The organism is Sphingopyxis sp. GW821-FHT12F08 (genome assembly GCF_058806755.1).
Window position 1 is genome coordinate 102529 of the sequence record NZ_JBXAQA010000008.1, and the last position, 24403, is coordinate 126931.

Annotated in this window: 20 protein-coding genes; 11 read left to right on the forward strand and 9 right to left on the reverse strand. The window is 69.3% G+C overall.

What is annotated here, in order from left to right; all coding sequences use genetic code 11:
- Positions 1 to 252 precede the first annotated feature (252 nt).
- The 4 genes from AC1RNQ_RS20265 (at position 253) to AC1RNQ_RS20280 (ending at position 7950) form a co-directional block, all read left to right on the forward strand.
- Positions 253 to 1284, forward strand: coding sequence for a retroviral-like aspartic protease family protein (locus tag AC1RNQ_RS20265; RefSeq protein WP_493174104.1), 1032 nt, complete (start codon positions 253 to 255; stop codon positions 1282 to 1284).
- A 64-nt stretch (positions 1285 to 1348) separates the two neighbouring features.
- Complete coding sequence (pdeM, locus tag AC1RNQ_RS20270; protein ID WP_493174106.1) at positions 1349 to 2059, forward strand: ligase-associated DNA damage response endonuclease PdeM; 711 nt, start codon at positions 1349 to 1351, stop codon at positions 2057 to 2059.
- Between the two features lie 153 nt (positions 2060 to 2212).
- Positions 2213 to 5020, forward strand: coding sequence for a TonB-dependent receptor (locus tag AC1RNQ_RS20275; RefSeq protein WP_493174108.1), 2808 nt, complete (start codon positions 2213 to 2215; stop codon positions 5018 to 5020).
- Positions 5021 to 5154: 134 nt separating this feature from the next.
- Positions 5155 to 7950 (forward strand): TonB-dependent receptor, encoded by a 2796-nt coding sequence (locus tag AC1RNQ_RS20280; protein WP_493174110.1) that lies wholly within the window; start codon positions 5155 to 5157, stop codon positions 7948 to 7950.
- 243 nt (positions 7951 to 8193) lie between these two features.
- Here AC1RNQ_RS20280 and holA read toward each other — a convergent pair whose 3' ends face one another.
- The 4 genes from holA to AC1RNQ_RS20300 all read right to left on the reverse strand — a co-directional run bounded on the left by holA (position 8194) and on the right by AC1RNQ_RS20300 (position 13017).
- On the reverse strand, positions 8194 to 9225 hold the full coding sequence (gene holA, locus AC1RNQ_RS20285) for a DNA polymerase III subunit delta (RefSeq protein WP_493174112.1): 1032 nt from the start codon (positions 9223 to 9225) through the stop codon (positions 8194 to 8196).
- Positions 9226 to 9231: 6 nt separating this feature from the next.
- Positions 9232 to 9774 carry an LPS assembly lipoprotein LptE gene (gene lptE / locus AC1RNQ_RS20290; RefSeq protein WP_493174114.1) on the reverse strand — a complete coding sequence of 181 codons (543 nt, stop codon included), beginning with the start codon at positions 9772 to 9774 and terminating at the stop codon, positions 9232 to 9234.
- 119 nt (positions 9775 to 9893) lie between these two features.
- Positions 9894 to 12443, reverse strand: coding sequence for a leucine--tRNA ligase (gene leuS, locus AC1RNQ_RS20295; protein WP_493174116.1), 2550 nt, complete (start codon positions 12441 to 12443; stop codon positions 9894 to 9896).
- A gap of 124 nt (positions 12444 to 12567) precedes the next feature.
- Positions 12568 to 13017, reverse strand: a complete 450-nt coding sequence (locus AC1RNQ_RS20300; protein WP_493174219.1) for a DUF3576 domain-containing protein — start codon at positions 13015 to 13017, stop codon at positions 12568 to 12570.
- A gap of 290 nt (positions 13018 to 13307) precedes the next feature.
- Between AC1RNQ_RS20300 and AC1RNQ_RS20305 the strand changes: the two genes are divergently transcribed.
- Positions 13308 to 14021: a hypothetical protein gene (locus tag AC1RNQ_RS20305; RefSeq protein ID WP_493174118.1), complete on the forward strand. Its 714-nt coding sequence runs from the start codon at positions 13308 to 13310 to the stop codon at positions 14019 to 14021.
- A 266-nt stretch (positions 14022 to 14287) separates the two neighbouring features.
- Here AC1RNQ_RS20305 and AC1RNQ_RS20310 read toward each other — a convergent pair whose 3' ends face one another.
- Positions 14288 to 14854 (reverse strand): thiamine phosphate synthase, encoded by a 567-nt coding sequence (locus AC1RNQ_RS20310; protein WP_493174119.1) that lies wholly within the window; start codon positions 14852 to 14854, stop codon positions 14288 to 14290.
- Between the two features lie 98 nt (positions 14855 to 14952).
- Here AC1RNQ_RS20310 and AC1RNQ_RS20315 point away from each other — a divergent pair, with 98 nt between their 5' ends.
- Positions 14953 to 15615 (forward strand): YggS family pyridoxal phosphate-dependent enzyme, encoded by a 663-nt coding sequence (locus tag AC1RNQ_RS20315; RefSeq protein WP_493174121.1) that lies wholly within the window; start codon positions 14953 to 14955, stop codon positions 15613 to 15615.
- 201 nt (positions 15616 to 15816) lie between these two features.
- Here the strand turns inward: AC1RNQ_RS20315 and AC1RNQ_RS20320 are convergent, their stop codons facing one another.
- On the reverse strand, positions 15817 to 16290 hold the full coding sequence (locus tag AC1RNQ_RS20320) for a DUF4402 domain-containing protein (RefSeq protein ID WP_493174123.1): 474 nt from the start codon (positions 16288 to 16290) through the stop codon (positions 15817 to 15819).
- 262 nt (positions 16291 to 16552) lie between these two features.
- Here AC1RNQ_RS20320 and AC1RNQ_RS20325 point away from each other — a divergent pair, with 262 nt between their 5' ends.
- The 5 genes from AC1RNQ_RS20325 (at position 16553) to AC1RNQ_RS20345 (ending at position 22441) form a co-directional block, all read left to right on the forward strand.
- On the forward strand, positions 16553 to 17623 hold the full coding sequence (locus tag AC1RNQ_RS20325; protein ID WP_493174125.1) for a type III polyketide synthase: 1071 nt from the start codon (positions 16553 to 16555) through the stop codon (positions 17621 to 17623).
- On the forward strand, positions 17620 to 18333 hold the full coding sequence (locus AC1RNQ_RS20330) for a methyltransferase domain-containing protein (RefSeq protein WP_493174127.1): 714 nt from the start codon (positions 17620 to 17622) through the stop codon (positions 18331 to 18333). Before AC1RNQ_RS20325 ends, AC1RNQ_RS20330 begins: the two co-directional genes overlap by 4 nt.
- 13 nt (positions 18334 to 18346) lie before the next feature.
- Positions 18347 to 19447, forward strand: a complete 1101-nt coding sequence (locus AC1RNQ_RS20335) for an NAD(P)/FAD-dependent oxidoreductase (protein WP_493174221.1) — start codon at positions 18347 to 18349, stop codon at positions 19445 to 19447.
- 310 nt (positions 19448 to 19757) lie between these two features.
- Entirely contained in the window at positions 19758 to 20165 is a 408-nt protein-coding gene (gene msrB / locus AC1RNQ_RS20340) for a peptide-methionine (R)-S-oxide reductase MsrB (protein WP_493174129.1), read from the forward strand.
- Positions 20166 to 20233: 68 nt separating this feature from the next.
- Positions 20234 to 22441 carry a transglycosylase domain-containing protein gene (locus AC1RNQ_RS20345; protein WP_493174131.1) on the forward strand — a complete coding sequence of 736 codons (2208 nt, stop codon included), beginning with the start codon at positions 20234 to 20236 and terminating at the stop codon, positions 22439 to 22441.
- Positions 22442 to 22600: 159 nt separating this feature from the next.
- On the opposite strand, the gene AC1RNQ_RS20350 is transcribed toward AC1RNQ_RS20345, so the two are convergent.
- The 3 genes from AC1RNQ_RS20350 to AC1RNQ_RS20360 are packed head-to-tail and all read right to left on the reverse strand — an operon-like array spanning position 22601 to position 24391.
- Complete coding sequence (locus AC1RNQ_RS20350; RefSeq protein WP_493174133.1) at positions 22601 to 23332, reverse strand: M48 family metallopeptidase; 732 nt, start codon at positions 23330 to 23332, stop codon at positions 22601 to 22603.
- Positions 23313 to 23756, reverse strand: a complete 444-nt coding sequence (locus tag AC1RNQ_RS20355) for a YcgN family cysteine cluster protein (protein ID WP_493174135.1) — start codon at positions 23754 to 23756, stop codon at positions 23313 to 23315. Before AC1RNQ_RS20355 ends, AC1RNQ_RS20350 begins: the two co-directional genes overlap by 20 nt.
- Positions 23744 to 24391 (reverse strand): SCO family protein, encoded by a 648-nt coding sequence (locus AC1RNQ_RS20360; protein WP_493174137.1) that lies wholly within the window; start codon positions 24389 to 24391, stop codon positions 23744 to 23746. The genes AC1RNQ_RS20355 and AC1RNQ_RS20360 overlap by 13 nt, the downstream gene beginning before the upstream one ends.
- Positions 24392 to 24403 lie beyond the last annotated feature (12 nt).

The following is a 24403-nucleotide window of genomic DNA, read 5'->3' on the forward strand; positions in this document are numbered from 1 at the left end:
GGCCGGTTTCGGGTGAAATGCGGCATTCGCGTAACCCATAACCGTCACCCCGGGCTTGACCCGGGGTCTGCCTTGTCTTGAAGAAAAAGGCGGATCCCGGATCAAGTCCGGGATGACGAAGGGAAGAACTGCAACGACAGCTCTCCACCCCGAAGCCGCCACCCTCATCGCCCTCTTCCGTAACCCCCGCGCCGCTTGCCGCGAACCGCGTAGAGGCGTAGACTGCGCGCAAATATAATGAGGATGCCCGCGATGACCCATGTCCTGAGGCGGCCGATGATCTGGAGCGCGCTCGCCGCGGCGCCGCTGCTGCTCGGCGCCAGCCAGCCGCCGGCGCCGCCCGCGGTGCCCGCCCCCGCCACGGCGCCGATCGTCGAACCCGCGCTGACGAGCGAGATCACCCCCTTCATCCAGCCCTTCGACCTCGACGCGACGCGGCGGATGGCGGTGCAGGTGATGGTCGGCGGGCAGGGGCCCTTTTCCTTCCTGGTCGACACCGGCGCCGAGCGCACGATCATCGCGCGCGAGCTCGCCGACCGGCTGAAGCTGGTCGAGGGCGGCAAGCTTCGCATGGCGACGATCGGCGGGTCGGCGACGGTGCCCAGTTTTCGCGTTGCCGCGCTGCAGATGACCAATCTCAGCATGCACGGCTTCGACGCGCCCTCCTTTTTCGGGCGCCACATCGGCGCCGCGGGGCTGATCGGGGTCGACATGCTCGAGGATCGGCGCATCCTGATCGATTTCACCAAGGAAAGCATGCAGGTGCTCGAGACGCGCAAGCGCGCGCGGCCGCTGATCCGCGACGACGATGCGATCGTCGTCACCGCGCGCAACTCGGCGGGGCGGCTGATCCTGTCCGACGCGCGGCTCGACGGCAAGCGCATCGACGTGATCGTCGACACCGGCGCGCAGACGAGCGTCGGCAACCTCGCGCTGCAGCGGCTCGTCGCGTCGAGGCGCGCGAACAGCTTTCCCTTCATCGATACGACGCTGGGCGCGGTGACCGGCGAAAATGTCCCCGCGAAACGCACCGTGATCAAGCGCATCGTCATCACCGGCATGGACGTCAACGACCTGCCGGTGAGCTTTGCCGACAGCCAGGCGTTCCGCGCGCTGGGGCTCGTCGAGCGGCCCGCGCTGCTGCTCGGCATGGACAGCCTCGCGCTGTTCGACCGGGTCGAGATCGATTTCCCGAACCGGCGGGTCGTGTTCGACCTGCCCGATCGCGCGGGACGGACGACGGGGCAGCGCTTCGCCGCCAATTTCGCGGCGAAGGGCAGCTAGCGGCAGCCGCGGAAACGAGACCATATACTGGACGGAATCGTGCCATGGCGGCATAGCGCCAGCCATGCCCGCCGCACCCTTGCTCGATTTTGCCGGACATCGGTTCGTTCCGCTCGCGGGGCGCGCCCTGTTCTGGCCGCGCCATGGCGCGCTGATCGTCGCCGACCTGCACCTCGAGAAGGCGAGCTGGTACGCCGCGCACGGCCAGCCGCTGCCGCCCTATGACAGCCACGATACGCTCGACCGGCTGGCGCGGCTCGCCGCCGAGACGGGCGCGCGCGCGATCTGGTGCCTCGGCGACAGTTTCCACGACCGCGCCGCCGCGACACGGATCGCCCCCGCGGTCGCCGAGCGGCTGGTCCGCCAGGCGGGCGCCGCACAGCTGACCTGGATCGCGGGCAATCACGACGGGCTGGCGGGCGGCGCGTGGGGCGGCACCGTCGCCGACGAGATCGAAGTAGATGGCATTATCTTTCGCCACCAGTGCGTGAGCAGCGAGACGCGGCCCGAGATATCGGGGCATTTCCACCCCAAGCTGAGGCTCCAGCTGCGCGGGCGGCTGGTGTCGCGGCCCTGTTTCGCGGGCGACGCGCGGCGGCTGATCCTGCCCGCTTTCGGCAGCCTGACCGGCGGGCTCGACGTCGGCGACACGGCGATCGCGGCCAATTTCGCGGGCGATTATCGCGCGATGCTGGTGACGGGCGGGAAATTGCTGTCGCTGCGCTGCGGCGCCCGCGCCGCGGATGACGTTACGGCAATGCCGCGCCGTGCCTGATTCCCCCGAAATCCGCGCTTTTGCGCCTGTGACCGAAAAGCCGCACTCGCCGAAAACATGATGGAAACGCGCGCCCTCGGCTGGATCGCCGCATAATTATGCGTATGAAGTGGGTCCAATAATAACAACGAAATGTTGAGAGGAGTGCCCGAAATGAAATCCTATACCCTTTGTGCTGCCCGCCTTCTGCGCACCAGCGCGCTCGGCGCCTCGCTGGCGATCGTCGGCATGGCGGTTCCCGCCTATGCCCAGGATACGGCGACCGACACCGCGACGACCGCCGACGAAAGCGCCGACAGCGAAATCGTCGTCACCGCGCAGGGCCGTTCGCAATTGCTGTCGGACGTGCCGGTCGCGATCTCGGCGGTGAACGCCGAAGCGCTGCAGAACAGCGGCGCCAACGACATCCGCCAGCTCAACCAGGTCGCACCGTCGCTGCTCGTCTCGTCGACCGGGTCGGAAGCCAATGGCTCGGCGCGTATCCGCGGCATCGGCACCGTCGGCGACAACCCCGGCCTCGAAAGCTCGGTCCCGGTGTTCATCGACGGCGTCTATCGCTCGCGCTCGGGCATCGGCCTCAACGAACTGGGCGAGATCGACCGCGTCGAGGTGCAGCGCGGCCCGCAGGGCACGCTCGGCGGCCGCAACTCGTCGGCGGGCCTGATCAGCATCTATTCGAAAAAGCCCGATTTCGAGTTCGGCGGCACCGCCGAGGCGACCTATGGCAATTATGACTATTTCCGCCTCGGCGGCAGCATCACCGGCCCGCTGAGCGACACGATCGCCGCGCGCCTCGACGGCATCTGGGTCAAGCGCGACGGTTTCTATCGCGACGTCAACAACAACACCGATATCAACGACCGCGACCGCTATTTCGTGCGCGGGCAATTGCTGTTCGAGCCGACCGACGCGCTGTCGATCCGGCTGATCGCCGATTACACCTATCGCGACGAGAAATGCTGCGGCGCGACCTATGTCGACGGCGCGGTCAACGCCGCGGTCGGCAATTTGAACAACCCGTCGGTGCCGCTGGCGCCGCTGCAGACCAACGGCAACAACATCATCAACGTGCTGCGCGACCTCGGTCAGGCGCTGCCGGCGTTCAGCCAGCGCTATGCGCGCACCCTGTCGGTCACCCCCGGGCGCAGCTATGCCGGCAAGACCAAGGATTACGGCTTCTCGGGCCAGATCGACTATGATCTGGGCGGCGCGACTTTGACCTCGATCACCGGCTACCGCGAATATCGCTCGGGCCAGGCGGGCGACGTCGATTATGGCACGGTCGACATCCTCTACCGCGCCGAGGACGACGACGCCTATCGCCAGTTCCACACCTTCACCCAGGAACTGCGCCTGCAGGGCGAAGCGTTCGACGGCAAGCTCGACTGGCTGGTCGGCGGCTTCTACGCCAACGAGAAGCTGACCGTCCGCGACAACCTCCGCTTCGGCAACCAGTACGGCCGTTTCGCGACCTGCCGCATCATCTCGGGCGGCGGCCTCGCCGGCCTCTATTCGCCGACCAGCCCGCTCTGCGTCGCTCCGGTGGTCGGCCCGGCGACGCTGGCCGGCGCGACCGGGGCGTCGGGTGCCGACATCGTCGCGGGCTTCACCGCGCTCGACAGCCTGAACAACCTCGGCACGATCAACGACACCTATCGCCAGAACGGCAAGAATTGGGCGCTGTTCACGCACAATATCTTCCACATCACCGATACGCTCGATTTCACGTTCGGCATCCGCTACACCAACGACAAGAAGAAGTTCAACGCGAGCTTCACCAACGACAACACGCGGTGCACGACGATCCAGGGGCTGCTGCTCGACGATCTGACGCAGGCGAACCAGCCGGGCGACACCCCGGCAGTGCTGACCCAGCGCGCCACCGCGCGCGCGCTGGCCGGGGCGCTGATCGGGCTCGGCTGCCAGGGCAATTCGACCGCCGAGCTCAACGGCGTGTCGATCAACAGCAAGCGCAGCGAGGACGAGTTCACCGGCACCGCGATCCTGTCGTGGAAGCCGATGGAAGACCTGCTGACCTATGCCAGCTATTCGCGCGGCTACAAGGCGGGCGGGTTCAACCTCGACCGCTCGGCGCTGAAATCGCCGATCCTGCCGTTCGCGGCGACCCCGGGCGGTGCGCAGGCGCTGGTCAACAATCTGCAGTTCGACCCCGAAAAGGTCGACAGCTATGAAATCGGCGCCAAATATTCGGCGGGCGGGTTCAACCTCGGCGTGTCGCTGTTCCGGTCGGACTTCTCGAGCTTCCAGCTCAACACCTTCAACGGCACGGTGTTCCTGGTCCAGAACATCAACGGCTGCGAAACCGACCTGGGTGGCGCCGACCGCGACGCGAGCGCCGCCACCGGCGCCTGCCCGACGGGCGATGTCAGCTGGGGCGTGCGCGCCGAGGGCTTCGAGCTCGAATCCTCCTTCGCGCCGTCGGACGACCTTCGCCTCGCGGCGGGCGTGACCTATTCGAAGACCAAATATCGCGCCAACCTGGTCGGCACCAACGCCGGCGGGCCGCTCGACCCCGCGCTGCGCTTCCTGCCGGGCGACAATCTGTCGAACGCCCCCGAACTGGTCGGCACCGCCAGCATGACCTGGACCCCGGCGATCGGCAGCGGCGGGCTCACCGGCCTCGTCTATGTCGATGGCCGCGCGACCAGCGGCTACAACACCGGTTCCGACCTGTTCCCGCAGAAGGAACAGGAAAGCTTCACGGTGTTCAACGCGCGCCTCGGCGTGCGCGGCCCCGACGAGAAGTGGGCGGTCGAACTGTGGGCGCAGAATATCCTCAACGCCGATTATGCCCAGGTCGCGTTCAACTCGCCCTTCCAGGCGGGCACGAGCTCGGCGCCGTTCAACGATGCGAACGGCTTCCCCGGCGGGCGCCAGATCTTCTCGCAGTTCCTGGCCGAACCCCGGACCTATGGCCTGACGCTGCGCGGCAAATTCTAAGCGCCAGACATCCGGTTCTCCGGACTTTCAGAGCCGCCCGCATCCCACCGGATGCGGGCGGTTTTTGGTTTTGGCATCGCCGAAAAATCTGTTATCATCGCTGAGAATAAAAAGAAGCTTGGTGGGAGGATGACATGAAAATGACCGACAGGAGAATTGCGCGTTTCGCCCGCAGCACCGCGCCGGGCGCGGCGCTCGCGGCCCTGCTGCTGGCAACGCCGGGCCTGGCGCAGGACGCGCCGGCGCCCGCCGCCGAAACCGACGACGACACGATCATCGTCACCGCGACGCGGCGCAGCGAATTGCTCTCCGACGTGCCGATCGCGGTGTCGGCGGTGTCGGGCGACACGCTGGAAAAGACCGGCGCGACCGACGTTCGTGCTTTGGGGCAGGTCGCCCCGTCGCTGCTCGTCTCGGGCGCGACGAGCGAGGTCAATTTCACCGCGCGTATCCGCGGCATCGGCACCGTCGGCGAGAATCCCGGGCTCGAGAGCTCGGTCGGGCTGTTCATCGACGGCGTCTATCGCAGCCGCACCGGGGTCGGCCTGTCCGAGCTGGGCGATATCGAACGCGTCGAGGTGCTGCGCGGCCCGCAGGGGACCTTGTTCGGGCGCAACTCGACCGCGGGGCTGATCAACATCGTCACCAAGGGTCCCGACATGACCGGCTTCGGTGCCAAGGGGTCGGTGAGCTATGGCAATTATGATTATTGGCGCGCCGACGGCATGATCAACGCCCCGCTGGGCGACAGCGCCGCGGTGCGCGTCGACGGCGTGTGGCAGAAGCGCGACGGCTTTATCCAGAACGTCACCCCGGGCGAGCCCGACATCAACGACCGCGACCGCTGGCTGGTGCGCGGCCAGCTGGCGTTCGAGCCCAACGACAGCCTCAAGGTCCGGCTGATCGCCGATTACAGCCAGCGCAAGGAAAATTGCTGCGGCGGGGTGCTGCTGAACCCCGTGCGCAACCTGGCGCGCGGCCCCGACGGCTTCCCCGTCGCGTCGCCGAACACCTTGCTGCCGCTGCTGCTCGTGCTCGGGTCGAACCACCAGCCGGCGCCCGCGGGGACCAGCTTCGTGCGCCGCCAGGCGACGACCCCCGGGGTCAGCTATCGCTCGGACACCAAGGATTGGGGCGTGTCGGGCGAGGTCAGCTGGGACCTCGGCGGCGCATCGCTGACCGCGATCACCGCGTACCGCGACTACAAGAATGCGCAGGGGCAGGACGCCGACTTCAACGCGCTCGACATCCTGCGGCGCACCGATCTCGACCGCCGCTTCCGGCTGTTCACGCAGGAACTCAGGCTACAGGGCGAGGCGTTCGACGGGCGGCTCGACTGGCTGGTCGGCGGCTATTACGCCAACGAGCGGCTCGATGTCGACGACGACATCGTCTACGGCGCCAATTACGAGAAATTCGCCAACTGCCTGCTGTTCGCGCAGGCGCTGCCGTCGGCGGTGCTGCCGAGCAATACGAGCTGCGTGAACGTCCCCGTGGTGCAGGGCACGATCAACGTGCTGCCGCCGGGTGCGACGCGCAGCCTGCTCCAGGCGCTGATCGCCAATCCGGCGCGCCCGGGCTTCGGCTCGCTCGCCGCGGCGCTCGGCCAGCCGAACCTCGCGATCAACGGCACCGGCAACGCGGGGTCGACCTTCGAGCAGAAGAGTCGCAATTTCGCGGTCTTCACCCACAACAGCTTCGACATCATCGAAGATGCGCTGACGCTGACCGTCGGCGCGCGCTACACCAGCGAGCGCAAGACGCTCGATGCCGATGCGAATTTCAACAACGGCATCTGCTCGCTGATCGTCAATTCGCCCTTCCAGTCGCTCGCCTCGCTGCCGTGCGTGATCAACGGCACCGCGCCCGACCTGCCCGCGGGCAGCCCGGGCACGAAGTTCAAGGACAATGAGTGGACCGGCACGGTGGTGCTCAGCTGGAAACCGACCCAGGACCTGCTCGTTTATGGCTCGGCGTCGAAGGGGTACAAGGCGGGGGGCTTCAACCTCGACTTCTCGGCGCTCGACCGGCCGTGCAATACCGCGTTCGACGCCGCCTGCGCGGCGCGGCTCGCGCTGCCCGCCAACACGAGCGGCAACGGCCGGCCCGAGGCGAGCGATTTGCAATTCGCGAGCGAGAAGGTCGATGCCTATGAATTCGGGGTCAAATATGACGGCGACGGCGTCGACGTGAACCTCGCGGCCTTCTATCAGGAATATAGCAATTACCAGCTCAACACCTTCAACGGGGTCAATTTCGAGGTCACCAACATCCAGGCGTGCCAGACCGACCTCGGCGGCGCCGACAGCGACGGCTCGGCGCTGACCGGCGCCTGCGCGCCCGACCAGCTGAAGCCCGGGGTGCGCGCGAAGGGGATCGAGATCGAGACCTTCCTGCGCCCCGCGCGCTACCTGACGGTCAATATGGGGCTGACCTATGTCGACACCCTCTATCGCCGCAACCTGGTGGGTACCGGCGGGCGGCCGCTGTCGCCGGTGCTGTTCCAGCTGCCCGGGCGCGGGGTGTCGAACGCCGCCCAATATGTCGCGACCGCGGGGATCAGCTGGACCCCGCCAATCGGCAATTCGGGGCTGACCGGGCTCGTCTATTTCGACACGCGTATGCAGAGCGACACCAACACCGGGTCCGACCTCGATGTCGAGAAGATCCAGGACGGCTTCGCGGTGTTCAACGGCCGGCTCGGGATCTACGGCGCCGGGCGGCGCTGGGGTGTCGAGCTGTGGGCGCAGAATATCTTCAACAGGAAATATTATATGATCGGCGCCGACATGCCGCTGCAGGGCGGCGGCACCTTCCGCGCCGTCGCCGCGCCGGCGTCGAGCGGGCTGGCGGGGACCGCGAACCAGCTGTTCGTCGGCTTCCCCGGCGAGCCGCGCACTTACGGCCTGACGCTGCGCGGGCAGTTCTGAGGGCTCTCCCCCCGTCCCGCGAGGGATGGGGCGGGAGCGGTCCGCCGCGGCAAGGGCACGGCCGCGGCGGACCCTCCCCAGGGGATAAGGATCCTCCCCGGAACGGGGAGGGGGACCACCCGAAGGGTGGTGGAGGGGTACAGTCGGCGTCGCGCGACGTATCGGCGGAAGGAAACACCTCCTGTGCCCCTCCACCATGCTTCGCATGGTCCCCCTCCCCCTGCGGGGGAGGATCGGCTGGGGTCAACGCGCCCGCGCCGCCTGGTGCGCGATGTCGGTGACGAGCTTGCGGAACAGCACCGCACCCGCCGTGCCCGACGCCTTGAGCGCGCGCTCGCAGTCGAGCAGCCGGCTCATCAGCCGCGCGATGCGCACCGAATCCCAGATGTGGAGCTGCGCGGTCACCGCGCCCTGCTCTTTCCAGAATATCCCGCTGCTGCGCGCCGACACCACGGTCGCGGGGTGCGCGCCGGCATCGACCTCGGCGCGCAGCCGCGCCAATTGCGTCGCGCGGATCGCGAGCGCGCGGATCAGGCGAATCTCGGCGACGCCGACCGCCGCCGCCTGTGCGAGCATCGCGGGCAGTTCGCGCACCTTGCCGCCGAGCGCGATGTTGATGCATTCGCTGACATCCTCCTCGTGCGTCGCGGCACCGAGCGCGGCGAGGTCGGCGGCGGTGACCTGGCGCTGGCGGTCGGGGCCGGCGTCGAGGTAGAGCGCCATCTTCTCGAGCTCGCGGCGCATCAGCGCCTGGTCGCCCGAGACGAGGTCGACGAGCAATTGCGCCTCGGCATTGCCGAGCCGAAGCCCCTGTTCTTCGGCGGCCGCCATCGCGATGCCGATCAGCGCGCGGCGGTCGGGCTGGTAGCAGATGGCGGCGACCGCGCTATTCGATCCCTCGACCAGCTTGACCAGCTTCGACTTGGCGGTGATCGAGGCGCCGGTCGCAACCACCGGGTTGATCGCATTTTCGCTCGCCAGCAAGGCCTCGACCGCGGCGAGGCAGTCGTCGCCGCTGCCAGCGATTTCCAGCCGGATGACGCGCGCGCTCGAGAAGAGCGACATCGACGCCGCCTCGGCGGCGAGCAGCGAGGGGTCCTGGTTCATCTGCGACGAGGTCAGGTCGAGCCGCTCGGCCTCCTTGCCCGCGAGGGCGATCAGCCGCGCGGCGAGCGTCTCCATCGTCGCTTCGTCGGGGCCGGTCAGCAGGGTGAGGCGGACCGCGGGGTCGAGCCGCGTGACGCGTTCCAGCTCGGCGGGCTTGACGCTCTTCACGCGCGCCTAGCCGCTGGGCGTGGCGGGGGCGTCGGGGGTCCGGCCGCCGCCACGGTCGGCGAAGACCGCGATGCGCGCGACGATCTGGTCGGCGACCGCCTGCGACAGGCGTTCGAGCGCGGTCGATTCGGCGGCGATCGTCGCATATTCGCTGCCGACGACGTCGATCCCGGCGTCCGAGAAGGCGGTCGCATCGAGCAGTACCTGGCCGGTGCCGGCATCGACGAGCTGGTAGCGCGCGCGCAGCGTCCGGCGTTCGCGCGTCACCGCATCGTCGGCACGCACGCCGAAGCCGGTGATGCTGTCCTCGAGCCGCACGTCGAGCCGCAGGCGCTTGCCCGCGCCCTGCCCGTTCTGCGCCGCGACGAGCCGGTCGCGGAGCGCGTTGCGCACGAGCCAGCCATTATGCCCCTCGATCGGCGCGACGTCGATGTCGGCGAGGATCGTCGCCACCGCGCCCTCGCTGCCGCTGGCATAGAGCGGACGCAGGCCGCAGCCGCCGAGAAGCAGCGACACAGCGACGATCGAGGCAGTGAGAAGGCTACGCATTGCGGTCATCCATGCCTCTAATCCCCGTTCGTGTCGAGCGAAGTCGAGACACGCCGATGGGCATCTCGACTTCGCTCGATGCGAACGGAAAGGGGGAGGATAAGTTCCGGGCCATCCTGTCAGGGTACGATATTCACCAAGCGGTCGGGCACCACGATCACCTTCCTGGGCCCCGCGCCGCCGAGCAGCTCGACGATCCGCGGGCGCGCGAGCGCCGCGGCTTCGAGCGCGTCCTTGTCGGCGCCCTTCGCCGCGGTCATCGTATCGCGCAGCTTGCCCGCGACCTGGATCGCGATCGTCACCTCGTCGTCGACGAGCAGCGCGGGGTCGGCGGCCGGCCATGCCGCGTCGGCGATCATCGCAGTGCTGCGCTGACCTGCGGGCAGCGCCGCCCAGGCTTCCTCGGCGAGATGCGGCAGCATCGGCGCGACGAGCAGGATCAGCGTGCGGCACGCCTCGGCGCGCGTCGCCGAGGGCTGCGCCTTCTCGATCTCGTTGGCGAGCGCGTGGACCTTGGCGACCGCCTTGTTGAAGCCCAAGGCCTCGATATCGGCGGCGACCCCGGCGATCGTCTGGTGGAGCCTCCGCGCCAGCGCCTTGTCCTCGCCGCCATCACCGACCGTCTCGGTGTCGCCGAAAATCCGCCACAAGCGCTGGACGAAGCGCCACGCGCCCTCGATGCCCGCCTCGCTCCACGGCAGGTCGCGCTCGGGCGGGCTGTCGGAGAGCATGAACCAGCGCGCGGCGTCGGCGCCATATTGGTCGAGGATGGCATCGGGATCGACGACATTCTTCTTCGACTTCGACATCTTGATCACACGCCCCACCTGTACCGGCGTGCCTTCGGCGATCAGCGTCGCGCCCTCGGCGCTACGCTCGACCTCTTCGGGGGTGAAGAAGATCGGCGGCAGGCCTTCGCCCTGCTCGCGGCTGTAGGTCTCATGCGTCACCATGCCCTGCGTGAACAGGCTGGCGAAGGGCTCGGCGATGTCGATCATTCCCATCTTCTGCAGCGCGCGCGTCCAGAAGCGCGCGTAGAGCAGGTGGAGGATCGCATGCTCGATGCCGCCGATATACTGGTCGACGGGCAGCCAGCGGCGGATCACCTCGGGATCGAAGGGCCGATCGCTCGGCGCCGAGGCGAAGCGCAGGAAATACCACGACGAATCGACGAAGGTGTCGAGCGTGTCGGTCTCGCGTTGCGCCGCGCCGCCGCAGCTCGGGCAGGCGACGTGCTTCCACGTCGGATGGCGGTCCAAGGGGTTGCCCGGGACCGAGAAATCGGCGTCCTCGGGCAGGATGACGGGCAGCTGGCTCTTCGGCACCGGCACCAGGCCGCACGCGTCGCAATGGATGAAGGGGATCGGGGTGCCCCAATAACGCTGGCGCGAGACGCCCCAGTCGCGCAGGCGCCATACGGTGGTGCCCTTGCCCCAGCCCTCATGCTCGGCGCGCGCGGCGACCGCGGCCTTGGCGGCGTCGATGCTCATGCCGTCGAGGAAGTGGCTGTTCACCAGCTTGCCGGGGCCGGTATAGGCCTCGGTTCCGGTGAAATGCTGCGCACTCTCGTCGCCGTCGGCGATGACGCGGTGGACCTGCAGCCCATATTTATGCGCGAAGTCGAGGTCGCGCTGGTCGTGCGCCGGGCAGCCGAAGATCGCACCGGTGCCATAGTCCATCAGCACATAGTTCACGACCCACACCGGCAGATGCCAGTCGGGATCGAGCGGATGCTCGACGGCAAGCCCGGTGTCGAAGCCGAGCTTCTCGGCGGTGTCGATCTGCTCGGCCGCGGTGCCCTGGCGGCGGCATTCCTCGATGAACGCCGCGAGCTCGGGCGAATCCTTGGCCAGTTTCTCGGCGAGCGGATGGTCGGGCGAGATCGCCGCGAAGCTCGCGCCATAGAGCGTGTCGGGGCGCGTCGTGAAGACGTCGAAGCCCGGCGCGCCGCCGGCCAGTTTGAAGCTGAATTCGAGCCCCTGCGACTTGCCGATCCAGTTTTCCTGCATCAGCCGCACCTTGTCGGGCCATTTGTCGAGGGCTTCCAGCCCCTCGAGCAGCTCGTCGGCGAAGTCGGTGATCTTCAGGAACCACTGCGACAATTTCTTCTTTTCGACCAGCGCGCCCGAGCGCCAGCCGCGCCCGTCGATGACCTGCTCGTTGGCGAGCACGGTCCTGTCGACGGGGTCCCAGTTGACATAGCTATGCTTGCGCGTGACCAGCCCCGCGGCGAACAGGTCGAGGAACAGCGCCTGTTCCTGCCCATAATAATCGGGCTCGCAGGTCGCGAGCTCGCGGCTCCAGTCGATCGCGAGGCCGAGGCGCTTCAGCTGCGAGCGCATCGCCGCGATATTGCCCCGCGTCCAGCCGCCGGGGTGGACGCCCTTTTCCATCGCGGCGTTTTCGGCGGGCATGCCGAAGGCGTCCCAGCCCATCGGGTGGAGGACGTCGTGGCCGGTCATCCTTTTGAAGCGCGCGAGCACGTCGCCCATCGCATAGTTGCGGACATGCCCCATGTGGATGCGCCCCGAGGGATAGGGGAACATCTCGAGGATATAGGCCTTGGGCCGATCGGCACTGTCAGTGGTGGCGAAGCTGTCGGCGGCTTCCCACGCCGCCTGCCAGCGGGCATCGGCAGCCAGGGCGCCGAAGCGCGGTTCGCGGGTCATTATTTCTTACCCCGTTGATCTGTCATACAAGATCGTCATCCCGGCGAAGGCCGGGATCTCACCCCCGGTATCATGACGCACCGGTGAGATCCCGGCCTTCGCCGGGATGACGAAGTGAATATAATCAGCCCTCGAAGGCCGAACGGCGCAGGTCGCGGGCGCGGGTGAGGATGATTTCCTCGAGCTTCTGTACCGTTGCCGCCTGCACCGGCGCGTCGACCCAGGTGCCGCCCTGCGCGACCTGGCGCGACGCCGCGACGCGGAGCGCATCGGCACGCAGATCGCGGTCGAGGATCGACACGGTGACCTTCATCCGCTCGTTCGGGTTGCCGGGATTCGCATACCAGTCGGTGATGATCACCCCGCCCGACGAATCGGCCTGGAGCAAGGGCATGAACGACAGCGCGTCGAGGCTGGCGCGCCACAAATAGCTGTTCACGCCGATCGTCGTCACCTGGCTGGCGGCGAGATCGGCGCGCGGCCGTTCCTTGCCGCCGCACGCCGAAAGGCCGAGCGCCGCGAGCCCGAGCAGCGCGAGCGTGGCCGTGCGGCGACCGGTCGGGGCGCCGAACATGGCAGGGACGGAAAGCTTGGACATGCCGAAACACCTTATCAAATGGCGCGGACGAGTGCTGCGCTGTTACAGAATTGGCAGCGTCTCTATCGCGCCTGTCGCGCGGCGGCAAGCGCGGCAATGCGCTTGTTTGCGCCGTTCATCGGGGAGTCAGCTGGCGGCCCCACTGTGGTCATCGCGCAACAGGCCCGCAAAAATCAGGGGCTAAAGATTTGCTTTCGCGCGAATCACTGGAAAAGTCGGCGCATCGGGCCTATCTAGGGTCGGTACTGGGGTTGGAGTCGCAGACAATGCCGCGCACATCGCGCCATTTCTGGAAAGCAGGGGTCGTCGTTCTGGCGGCCATTCCGCTTGCCCTGCCCCCCGCGCTCGCCGCGATGAGCCGCGCCGACCGTATCCGCGAAACCTCGCTGTCGGATACGCTGCTGGGGCAGTTCACCCCCGCATCGGGCGATCCGCGGCTGATTGCGCGCTATGCCAAGGTGTCGGCCGACGCGCGCCGCAGCTTCAGCTTCACCCCCGCGCTGACCGACGAGAATCGCGGCAACCGCGCGATCACCGTCGTGGTGCGCAGCCGCGACGATTCGTCGAGCGCGGCGCTGACCGCCGCGCTGGCGCAGGGCCGCAAGGCACCCGTCGCGATCACCCCCGTCGCCTATAACCTCGGCGCATCGGTCGGGTTCGAGAAATTCGTGACCCCGGCGCTGCCGCGCGGTCTCGACCTTCGCAACCTGCCGCAGGCCAAGGCGCCCGAGCAGAATGAGAAGAAGTCGCGCTTCGCGACGAAGATGCTCGCGCGGCCGGTCGATCCCGCGGGCGCGACCGACCGCCTGACCGCGCCGGGCGACGACCAGACCGTCGACGTCGTGAGCAGCTATCGCGTGACCAGGAACCTCGATGTCACCGCGGGCGTGCGTTACAAGAGCGACGACGGCGTCCAGCCGCTGACCGACGCGCGCCGCGACAGCCAGGCGGTCTATGTGGGCACCGCGTTCCGCTTCTAAACGCGGCGTTTCGCCTCATTCACTACAAGCGAACCGGTGAACCTCGGCTTTGGGGTGGGCACTGCCGTTGCCGATCCTCCCCGAAACGGGGAGGGGGACCAGCGAAGCTGGTGGAGGGGTACAGGCGGGGTTGCCTTGCCGTCGCGGTTACGCGCGACGGCAAGGTTTCCGGAAATGGCGGCACTCGCGATCACTTGCCGCGTATGACCTCTCGTGCCCCTCCACCACCCTTCGGGTGGTCCCCCTCCCCCGTTGGGGGAGGATCTCTACGGCCGCTCCCGCCCCACACCGCTCATCCACGCATCGATCGCCGCCCAGCCGGGCGTGAATCCGCTTGCCGCGCTGGCCCGGCGAAGCGCGCGCGCGCGCGCCGGGGTCATGCCGCCGAGCGCGACCGGCTGGGCCTTCGCAAGCCGGGCGAGGCGCAGCCATGCCTTGTGTCCGAGCACAGGAGCGCCGGGGTGCGAGCGCGTCGGGTGGAGCGGCGAGACGAAGGCGAGGTCGGCCTGGGCACGGCGCGCCTCCCGGGCTTCGCGGGCATTATGCACGGGCATCGACACGATGAGGCCGAGGCGACGCGCCTGTGCCGCCTGCTTCGCCTGCGGCTGGCGCAGATGGACGCCGTCGGCGCCCCAGCGCCGCACAAGCGCCGGCGGTCCGGCGAGCAGCAGCAGATGGCCCGCACGCGCGAGCCGGCGCGCGAGGCGCCAGCGCTGGCCCGGCGCAAGGTCGTCGTGGCGCAGGACGATGCCGCTGGCGGGGGGCAGGCTTGCTACGGCGGCGAACAGCGCATCGCCGAGCCGGGCATCGGTGAACAGCCAGATCTGCGGCAAGAGGGTGCGACTTGGGAGGGGGTGGCGCCGGGGCATCGGCTTTTCTATAGGCGCGTCGCCGCCGCGCGCAACGCGCGGCGGCCAGCGAAGGAAAAGCGATGGAAGACGCAGCGCAGCGATTGGCCAGGGTCGAGGCGGGAATCGCCGCCGCGGCGGCGCGCGCCGGGCGCAAGGCGGACGCGGTGACGCTGATCGCGGTGTCGAAGACCCACGACGCCGAAGCAATCCGCCCGCTGATCGCCGCCGGGCAGTGCCATTTCGGCGAGAATCGCGTGCAGGAGGCGGCAGCCAAATGGCCCGCGCTCCGCGCCGAAAAACCCGGCATCACCCTCCACCTGATCGGCCAGCTGCAATCGAACAAGGCCGAGGAAGCGGTGGCTTTGTTCGACGCGATCCACTCGGTCGACCGCCCGTCGCTGGTCCAGGCGCTCGCCAGGGCCTGCACGAAAGCGGGGCGCCAGCCGATATTGTTCGTCCAGGTCAATATCGGCGACGAAAAGCAGAAGGGCGGCTGCGCGGTCGCCGACCTGCCCGCTTTACTGACCGAAGCCGCGGACGCGGGACTCAAGATCGACGGGCTGATGGCGATCCCCCCCGCCGATGTCGCCCCGACGCCTTATTTTGCGCTGCTCGACGAACTCGCCGGGCGCCACGCCCTGCCGCTGCGCTCGATGGGGATGAGCGGCGATTACGAGAGCGCGGTGATGCTCGGCGCGACGCATGTGCGCGTGGGGACGGCGCTGTTCGGGGGGCGGGGTTAGGGCGGGTAACGGGCGGTTGCGGACAACGCCGGTCCTCCCCGGCACGGGGAGGGGGACCATGCGAAGCATGGTGGAGGGGTACATGCAGTCGGGCGCTCCGCGTGACCTCCCGTACCCCTCCACCACCCTTCGGGTGGTCCCCCTCCCCCTGCGGGGGAGGATCGGCAACGTCCGCTCCCCACCCCAAAGCCGACGTCCGCCTTATTCATATTCCACCGTCACCGGGATGCGCCCGCGATAGTCGCCGTCGTCGAGCCCGGCGATCTGCAGCCGGCCGCCGAAGCGGAATTGCAGCCGCCCGTCGGGGCCGAGCCGCGGCGCGGCAGAGAGGTTGGTGACGAGCCCGCTGACGCGCGCGCTGCGGCCGCGGTCGCCGTCGAGGTCGACGACAGCGGGCAGGATCACGCGCACCGCGGCGCCGGGCTCGCCGGTGACCGTCACCGTGCCGGTGACCGCGAAGCCGCCGAGGTCGACGACGTCGCCGCTGAGGCGGCGGACGCCCGACAGCGGGTCGAGCTCGACCGCGCCGCCCATCGCGCCGACCGCGACGCGGCTGAAATCGAGCTGGGTTTCGACCTCGACGCGGAGCGGGGTCTCGGCCTTGCGCATAACGGCCGCGCCCGCCGCGCCGTCTTGCCCGCACAGCAGGCACTGCGCCGATGCCACCGAAGGCACGGCGGCGAACAGGCCAAGGGCAAGGAAAAGGCGCGGTCCCACGCCTTGGCGATAGCCTTTTCATGGTTAAGCCGGGGTAAATCCACCTCACCCTCCCCTTCAGGGGAGGGCAGCGAGACTTGCGAACTTGTTCGTTAGTCGCAGCGGGTGGGGGCCAGCGGCCTTGCGCTATCTCGTGGGCCCCCACCCCAACCCCTCCCCTGAAGGGGAGGGGCTTTCATAACCACTGGCGAACCCCCCGCTTTTGGCCCAAAGCAACGCCATGCTCCCCGCTCCCCCCGCCTGGCTCAACGCGCTCGCCACCGCGACGCCCGATCACGACATCCATGACGCCTTCATCGACTGGGCGACCCCGCGGCTGACCGACGCGCGGATGCGCGCGCTCTTTGCGCGCATGGCCGCGCGCTCGGGGATCGCGCATCGCTGGTCGGTGCTGCCGCCGACGCCCGCGGGCGGGTCGCCGGTCGCGCCGGGGGGATTCTACGACGTCCCCGGCCTGCCGCCGACCTCGGTGCGCATGGCGGCCTATGCGCAGCACGCGCCCGAGCTCGCGTTGCAGGCGGTCGCCGGGCTGGGCGCCGCCTTCGACCCCGCGCGCGTCACGCATCTGGTCGTCGCGAGTTGCACCGGCTTCGTCGCGCCGGGGATCGACCAGATCGTCGCGCGCCGGCTGGGGCTCGCCGCGACGGTCGAGCGCGTGCTGATCGGCTTCATGGGCTGCTACGCCGGGGTCACCGCGCTGCGGAGCGCGCGGCATATCGTGCGGTCCGAGCCCGATGCCGTGGTGCTGGTGGTGAGCGTCGAGCTGTCGACCCTGCACCTCAGCCTCGCCTACCAGCCCGAGCCGTTGCTCGCGATGCTCCAGTTCAGCGACGGCGCGGCGGCCGGAATCGTCTCGGCCGAGGCGCGCGGGCTCGAACTCGGCGAGGGCCGCAGCCTCGCGCTCGAAGACAGCGACGACCTCATCCGCTGGGACATCGGCGACAAGGGATTCGAAATGCAGCTGTCGGGCGAGGTGCCCGGGCGGCTGCGCGCGGCGCTCGGCGAGCCGCAAGTGCAGGCGAACCTGTTCGGCGACGGGGCGCCGCCGCCGCTGCTCGCGGTGCACGCGGGCGGGCGCTCGGTGCTCGATGCGGTCGAGGCGGCGCTGCACGTCCCCGCCGAGGCGCTGGCCGACAGCCGCGCGGTGCTCGCGGCGTGGGGCAATATGTCGTCGGCGACGATCCTCTTCGTGCTCGCGCGGATGATGGAGCGGCAGGCGCGGGGCGAGGGGATCGCCATCGCCTTCGGCCCCGGGCTCGCCGCCGAGGCGATCCGCTTCACCGCGTCATGAACCCCTTCGCCAGCCTCCGCATACCGATCAAGGCCGAAGAGGAGATGGACGCGTTCGAACTGGCGCCCGATCGCTATGCCAGGGTGCTCGCCGACCTGTCGCGGATCAACGCGCTGACGCTCGCGGCGCGGCCGACGCTGGGATTTCTGGAGCGGGTACGCGCGCAAGGGGCCGGCGCGCGGCCGTGGCGCATCCTCGACGTCGGTTTCGGCGCAGGCGACATGCTGGCGCGGATCGCGCGCTGGGGCGACAAGCGCGGGGTCGCGCTCGACCTCGCCGGGGTCGACCTCAATCCGAAGAGCGCGCCCGTCGCCGAAGCGCGGCTCGGCGGACGCGCGCGGCTGGTCACCGGCGACTATCGCGATCTCGCGGGCGAGGGGTGGGATATCATCCTGTCGAGCCTCGTCACCCACCATATGACCCCTGCGCAGCGTGCCGAATTCCTTCAATTCATGGACGCCGGGGCGGCGCGCGGCTGGCTGGTCAACGACCTGCATCGCCAGCGGCTGCCCTTTGCGGGCTTCCCGCTGCTCGCGGCGCTGGCCTTCGTCGATCCGATCGTCCGGCGCGACGGGCAATTGTCGGTCGGGCGCAGCTTTCGCCGCACCGAATGGGCGGCGATGCTGGCCGACGCCCTGCCCGCGGCGGCGAACCAGTGCCGCATCTTTCGCAGCTTTCCCTACCGCCTCTGCGTCGAGCACATCCGGTGACGCCGTGAACGGGATGGGGACCGGGACCGACGCGATCGTCGTCGGCGCCGGGCCCGCCGGGTCGGCGGCGGCGATCGGGCTGGCGCGGAGCGGCGCCAAGGCGCTGTTGCTCGACCGCGCGCGCGAAACGGGCGACGCATTGTGCGGGGGGTTTCTGAGCTGGCAGACGCTGGCGCGGCTCGAGACACTCGGCATCGATGGAGCGGCGCTCGGCGGGCAGCGCGTCACCTGCGTGCGGCTGTTCGCGGGCGAGCGGATGAGCGAAACGCGGCTACCCGGCGCAGCGATGGGTGTGTCGCGCCGGCGGCTCGATTCGGCGTTGCAGGCCGCCGCCGAGGCAGCGGGCGCGGGGCTCGAGCGCGGCGTCCATGCGACGGCGCTGGAGGACGGCGCCGTGCAGACGCGCGACGGCGCGGCGCTGGCGGCCCCGGCGATCTTCCTCGCGGCGGGCAAGCATGGCTTTCGGGGCTTTGCGCGCGAGCCCGCCGCATGGCAGCGTAGCGACCCGGTCATGGGCCTGCGGCTGCGACTGCCCGCGCATCCGGCGCTGGGCCGGCTGGTCGGCGAGGCGGTCGAGCTGCATCTCTTCGACCGCGGCTATGCGGGGCTGGTGCGGCAGGAGGACGGCAGCGGCAATCTGTGCCTCGCCGTGCACAAGTCGCGGCTCGACGAAGCGGGCGGCGATCCGGCGACGCTGCTGCGCAAGCTCGGAGACGCGCTGCCGCGGCTCGGCGAGCGGCTCGCTCAAACCGACTGGTCGCACACTATCGATGCGATCGGCCATGTCCCTTATGGCTGGCGCACCGCCGACACCGCACCCGGGCTGTTCCGGCTGGGCGACCAGGCGGGGGTGATCGCGAGCCTCGCGGGCGAGGGCATGGGGCTCGCCTTCGCCAGCGCCGAGGCGGCGGTGGCGGCGTGGCAGCACGGCGGCGGCGGCGCGGCGCCGGGCTTCCAGCGCGCGCTCGCCGCGCGCATGGCGCGGCCCTTCGCGCTGGCGAATCTCGTCTGGCGCCTCGGCGAAAATCCGCGGACGGCGGGCGCGCTCACGTCATGCGCCGCCGCCTTCCCCCGGCTCGTTCGCCTCGCGTCCCGGGCCACCCGGCTCGGCTGAGCGAAAAGATTCGCGCAGAGGCGCGGAGAGCGCAGAGATTTTTGCTCACGCGGAGACGCGGAGACGGGCCCTCGGGCCGATAGGCCCCATTCCATTTAGGAGGTGTCGTTGTGAAGCAACGTTGCACCGAGAAGGCCGCTTCGCGGCGAAAGCCATATCTCCGCGCCTCCGCGTCTCCGCGTGAACCAAATCTTCTTTCTCTGCGTTCTCTGCGCCTCTGCGCGAATCTTCCCGCAACCAGCGTTGCCCCGAAGCCCTTGCAGCCAGCGCGCGTCGATCCGATATTGGCGGCAACGCAGGAGATCATCCGATGACCGATCCCGAGACCGCCAAGCCGCTCGACCCGATGGCGCATCATGTGCTGCGCGAGGGCGGCACCGAGCGCGCCTTCACCGGCAAATATACCGACCACAAGGGCGACGGCGTCTATCATTGCGCCGGATGCGGCGCGCCTTTGTTCGACAGCCGCACCAAATACAACAGCGGGTCGGGCTGGCCGAGCTACACCGCGCCCGCGGCCGATGCCGCGGTGACCGAGCTGACCGACACCAGCCACGGCATGGTCCGCACCGAAGTGCGCTGTGCCAGATGCGAAGGCCATCTCGGCCACGTCTTCCCCGACGGCCCCGGGCCCGAGGGGCTGCGCTACTGCATCAACAGCGCGGCGCTTGACTTCGCGGACCGCGCGCCGGATGACGCGGGCAGCGGCGAGGGCTGACGGGCCACCCTCGTCCGGACCATTCGGACTGACGCGAACAGGGACGCGGCGAGGGAAGGACATCGGCTTTGCGCCGCGAACGACAGCAGGTATCCGCAGGTAAATCATCGAGCAGCGCCAAAGCAGGTGGCTCGCCTCCCAAGGGCGAGCCGCCGCGCTGGCGCCTGTGGCTGCGGCGCATCGTCCGCTGGGGCCTCGGCCTCGCGCTCGTCGGCGCGGTCGCGCTGGCGGTCGCGGTCGGGATCGCGGTGCAGCGCATCCCGAGCTTCGAGGAACTCAAGAAATCGCCCGCGGGGCAGACGATCCGCGTCCACGCCGCCGACGGCACGGTGTTCCTGTCGCTCGGCCCCAATTACGGGCGCTGGCTGACCCTCAGGGAAACGCCTCGGGTGATGCAGGACGCGATGGTCGCGGTCGAGGACCGGCGCTTTCGCTATCACCCCGGGATCGACCCCGTCGGCATGACGCGCGCCGCGGTCGTCGCGGTGCAGAATCGCGGCACCGGGCGCCGCCTGCAGGGCGCGTCGACGATCACCCAGCAGCTCGCGCGCAACATCTTCCTGTCGAACAGCTACACCTGGACGCGCAAGGCGCGCGAGATGGTGCTGTCGATGGCGCTCGAATGGAAATTCTCGAAGGACGAGATCCTCGAGCTCTATCTCAACAAGGTCTATTTCGGCGGCGGCAGCTATGGCATCGACGCCGCGTCGCGGCGCTTCTTCGGGCATAGCGCGACCGAAATGTCGCTGTCCGAGGCGGCGGTGGTCGCGGGCCTCGTCAAGGCGCCGTCGCGCTATTCGCCGACCGCCGACGCGCAGGCCGCGCTCGGCCGCGCCGGTGTCGTGCTGGCGGTCATGGTCGACGCGGGGGTGATCACCCAGTCGCAGGCCGACAGCGCCAAGCCCGCCGACGTCCAGATGGCGCAGGAGACGGGGCAGAACAGCGCGCGCTATTTCAGCGACTGGGCGCTGCCCCAGCTCGACATGCTGATCGACGAGGGCAGCGAGGCGATCGATGTCTACACCACGATCGACCTCGGCATGCAGCGCGCCGCGACCGCGGCGATCCAGGCCAATGTCCCCGCCAGCGCGCAGGGCGCGCTGGTGTCGATCGACCGCGACGGCGCGGTGCGCGCGATGGTCGGCGGCACCGACTATGTCGCGTCGAACTACAACCGCGCGACGCAGGCGACCCGCCAGCCGGGATCGGCGTGGAAGGTCTTCGTCTATATGGCGGCATTGGAATCGGGCTATAAGGTCGACGACGAAGTGGTCGACGAACCGGTGACGATCCGCGGCTGGTCGCCCCGCAACTCGTCGGGGCGCTTTGCCGGCGCGATGGATCTGCGCAGCGCCTTCGCTTACTCGGTCAACACCGTCGCCGCGAAGCTGGGCGACGAAGTCGGCACCTCGTCGGTCGCCAATATGGCGCGGCGCTTCGGCATCTCGACCCCGATCAACACCCAGCCCGCGATGGTGCTCGGCAGCTCGGAGGTGCGGGTGATCGACATGACCGCCGCCTTTGCCGCCATTTCGCGCAAGGGCGTGTCGGCGGCGCCCTATGGCATCACCAAGGTCACCACCGCCGACGGCCGCCTGCTCTACCAGCGCGCGCCCGAGCGCGGCACCGTGCTCGTCGACGACTGGGTCGCGGCGGGGATCACCGACCTGATGCAGACCGCGGTCGCCACCGGCACCGGGCGCGCGGCGCAGATCGGCCGCCCGGTCGCGGGCAAGACCGGCACGACGTCGAGCAACAAGGACGGCTGGTTCCTCGGTTTTTCGAGCGGGCTGACCACCGGCGTGTGGATGGGCCGCGACGATGCCAAGGCGGTCGGCGGGCTGCAGGGCGGCCGCGCGCCGGCTTTGGCCTTTGCCGATTTCATGCGCGTCGCGGTCGCGCGGCGCCCGGTCGAGGCCTTCGACACCGAGGTCAAGCTGCCCGACTGGCAGCTCGAGGACGAGGACGAGGCCTATCTGGGCGAGCCGGGAGAAGAGGGCTTCGTCGACGAGAATGGCATGCCGGTCGAGCTGCCCTATGGCGGCAGCGAGAACCGCCCCCCCAGTGATGGCGGCGAGGGCGGCGAGCCGCAGGTCGAGCCACCGGTGATGGACCAGCGCTGGCTCGACGAGCAGACTGGCGGCGGCAATGGCGCGCAGCCCAAAGCGCCGCAGCCCGCACCCAAGGCCCCGCCCGCGAACAAGGCGCTGCCGCCCGCGGTCAAGAGCTCGACGGTGCGCGTGCCGCCGCAGGGTGGGGGCAACCAAGGGAACTGATCCGTCGATCCTCCCCACGCGAAGCGATGGGGGGGTGGCAGCGCGAAGCGCTGACGGAGGGGTCGACGCCGTCAGGCGTCGGCGCGACCTTTCAACCCCTCCACCACGCCCTGCGGGCGCGGTCCCCCTCCCCAACGCTGCGCGATGGGGAGGATCTACTCAACCGAACCGATAGCGGTGCAATCCGCGCCCTTCGCGGCGCAGCCACGCGCGCGCCGCGGCGACGTCGCCGTCGTGGAGTTCGTCGACCAGCGTGTGGAAGGCGCGGCCATGGTCCATGTGCTTGAGGTGCGCGACCTCGTGCGCGACGGTCGCGCGGCGGACATGGTCGGGCGCCATGACCAGCCGCCAGCTGTAGCGCAGGTCGCCGGTCGCGGTGCAGCTGCCCCAGCGGCTGCGCGGGTCGCCGACCCCGATGCGCCCGACGCTGAGGCCCGCACGCGCGGCGATCGCGCGACTCTCCTCGGCCATCAGCTCGAGCGCCTGGGCCTTCAGCCAGCGCTCGACGCGGCGGCCGACCCCGTCGGCGGGGCCGCCCAATGCCAGCATGTCGTCCTCGACACGCACCGCGCGCGGCAGCGCCGGATCCCAGACGATACGGCGCGGGATGCCGAACAGCGGCACGCTGGCGCCCGGCCCGATCTCGACGGGGACGACCGCCTTGCCGACCTGCTGCACCAGCCAGTCCTGCTGCTCGCTCGCCCAGCGCAGCGCCTTGGCCGCGCTGCCGCGGCGCGGCAGGGTGAGCCGGAGCTCGGCGCGCGCGGCGTCGAACACGAGGCGATAGCGGCGCGACTGGGCGTGGTGGACCAGCCGCACCGGCCACACCGTCTCGCCGACCCGGATATGCGGCCCCTCGGCCGCCTTCAGATCAGACGATGCGTTCGACAAGATGATTTTCCAGCGGCCCCGCGACCTGTTCGCCGACCGTCCAGCCGGCGATCGACTGGCCCGCGCGGTGCACCGCGTCGCGGTCGCCGCTGATCAGATAATGCCATTCGGGCAGCGGCCGCTCCTCGGCGCGCAGGCGATAGGCGCAGCTTTGCGGCAGCCATTCGATGTCCTCGACGCTGGCCTTGGTCAGCGTCAGGCAGTCGGGGACGTGGCGCCGCCGATTTTTATAGTCGCCGCAGCGCGCGGTCTGGAGGTCGAGCAAGCGGCACGCGACATTGGTCGGATAGATGCGGCCCGTGTCCTCATCCTCCAATTTGTGCAGGCAGCATTTGCCGCAGCCGTCGCACAAGGCCTCCCATTCGCCGGCGTCGAGGCTGGCGAGCGGCATTTCCCAGAAGCGCCGCGTCGTCACGTCACCCATTTCGCAAGGTCGGCGGCGACCTTGTCGGGCGCGCCCTCGTCGACATCGGTCGAAGGGTCGTCGAGCGGCAGCAGCGCCAAGGGCTTTCCCGCCGGGTCCATCAGGAAAGCGAGCTGGCTGTGCGCCATCAGATAGCGGTCGGGGGCCGAGCCCTCGACCTTGTGATAGGTGACGACATAGGCCTTGGCGACGCCGGCGATCTGTTCGGGGGTGCCGGTGAGCCCGAGCAGCCGCGGGTGGTAGCGCGCGACGAAGGGCTTCAGCGCCGCGGGCGTGTCGCGCGCCGGATCGACGGTGACGAAGAGCGGCTGCACCTTCGCGCCGCGCACGGGATCGCTCTTTTCGAAGGCGGCGAGGCCGCGCATCAGTTTCTGCACGTCGACCGGGCAGATGTCGGGGCAGAAGCTGTAGCCGAAATAGACGAGGCGATATTTGCCCGCGAAGTCGCTGTCGCGGACCGCCTTGCCGTCCTGGTCGGTCAGTTCGAACGGCCCGCCGATCTTCGCCCCCTCGAGCGGCGGCCGCGCGTCGGTCCCGGGCGCGGCGGGGGCCCCGCAACCGGCGAGCGCGATTCCCGCCAGCAGGAGCAGGCTTGCACGAACGGCCTTTTGGCCCATATTCAGCTCATTCATCATCGCGCCAGCCTT

Coding starts and splice junctions, on each gene's coding strand:
- AC1RNQ_RS20265 (WP_493174104.1), top strand. CDS start 253: ATGACCCATGTCCTGAGGCGGCCGATGATCTGGAGCGCGCTCGCCGCG.
- pdeM (WP_493174106.1), top strand. CDS start 1,349: ATGCCCGCCGCACCCTTGCTCGATTTTGCCGGACATCGGTTCGTTCCG.
- AC1RNQ_RS20275 (WP_493174108.1), top strand. CDS start 2,213: ATGAAATCCTATACCCTTTGTGCTGCCCGCCTTCTGCGCACCAGCGCG.
- AC1RNQ_RS20280 (WP_493174110.1), top strand. CDS start 5,155: ATGAAAATGACCGACAGGAGAATTGCGCGTTTCGCCCGCAGCACCGCG.
- lptE (WP_493174114.1), bottom strand. CDS start 9,774: ATGCGTAGCCTTCTCACTGCCTCGATCGTCGCTGTGTCGCTGCTTCTC.
- leuS (WP_493174116.1), bottom strand. CDS start 12,443: ATGACCCGCGAACCGCGCTTCGGCGCCCTGGCTGCCGATGCCCGCTGG.
- AC1RNQ_RS20300 (WP_493174219.1), bottom strand. CDS start 13,017: ATGTTCGGCGCCCCGACCGGTCGCCGCACGGCCACGCTCGCGCTGCTC.
- AC1RNQ_RS20305 (WP_493174118.1), top strand. CDS start 13,308: ATGCCGCGCACATCGCGCCATTTCTGGAAAGCAGGGGTCGTCGTTCTG.
- AC1RNQ_RS20315 (WP_493174121.1), top strand. CDS start 14,953: ATGGAAGACGCAGCGCAGCGATTGGCCAGGGTCGAGGCGGGAATCGCC.
- AC1RNQ_RS20325 (WP_493174125.1), top strand. CDS start 16,553: ATGCTCCCCGCTCCCCCCGCCTGGCTCAACGCGCTCGCCACCGCGACG.
- AC1RNQ_RS20330 (WP_493174127.1), top strand. CDS start 17,620: ATGAACCCCTTCGCCAGCCTCCGCATACCGATCAAGGCCGAAGAGGAG.
- AC1RNQ_RS20335 (WP_493174221.1), top strand. CDS start 18,347: ATGGGGACCGGGACCGACGCGATCGTCGTCGGCGCCGGGCCCGCCGGG.
- msrB (WP_493174129.1), top strand. CDS start 19,758: ATGACCGATCCCGAGACCGCCAAGCCGCTCGACCCGATGGCGCATCAT.
- AC1RNQ_RS20355 (WP_493174135.1), bottom strand. CDS start 23,756: ATGGGTGACGTGACGACGCGGCGCTTCTGGGAAATGCCGCTCGCCAGC.
- AC1RNQ_RS20360 (WP_493174137.1), bottom strand. CDS start 24,391: ATGATGAATGAGCTGAATATGGGCCAAAAGGCCGTTCGTGCAAGCCTG.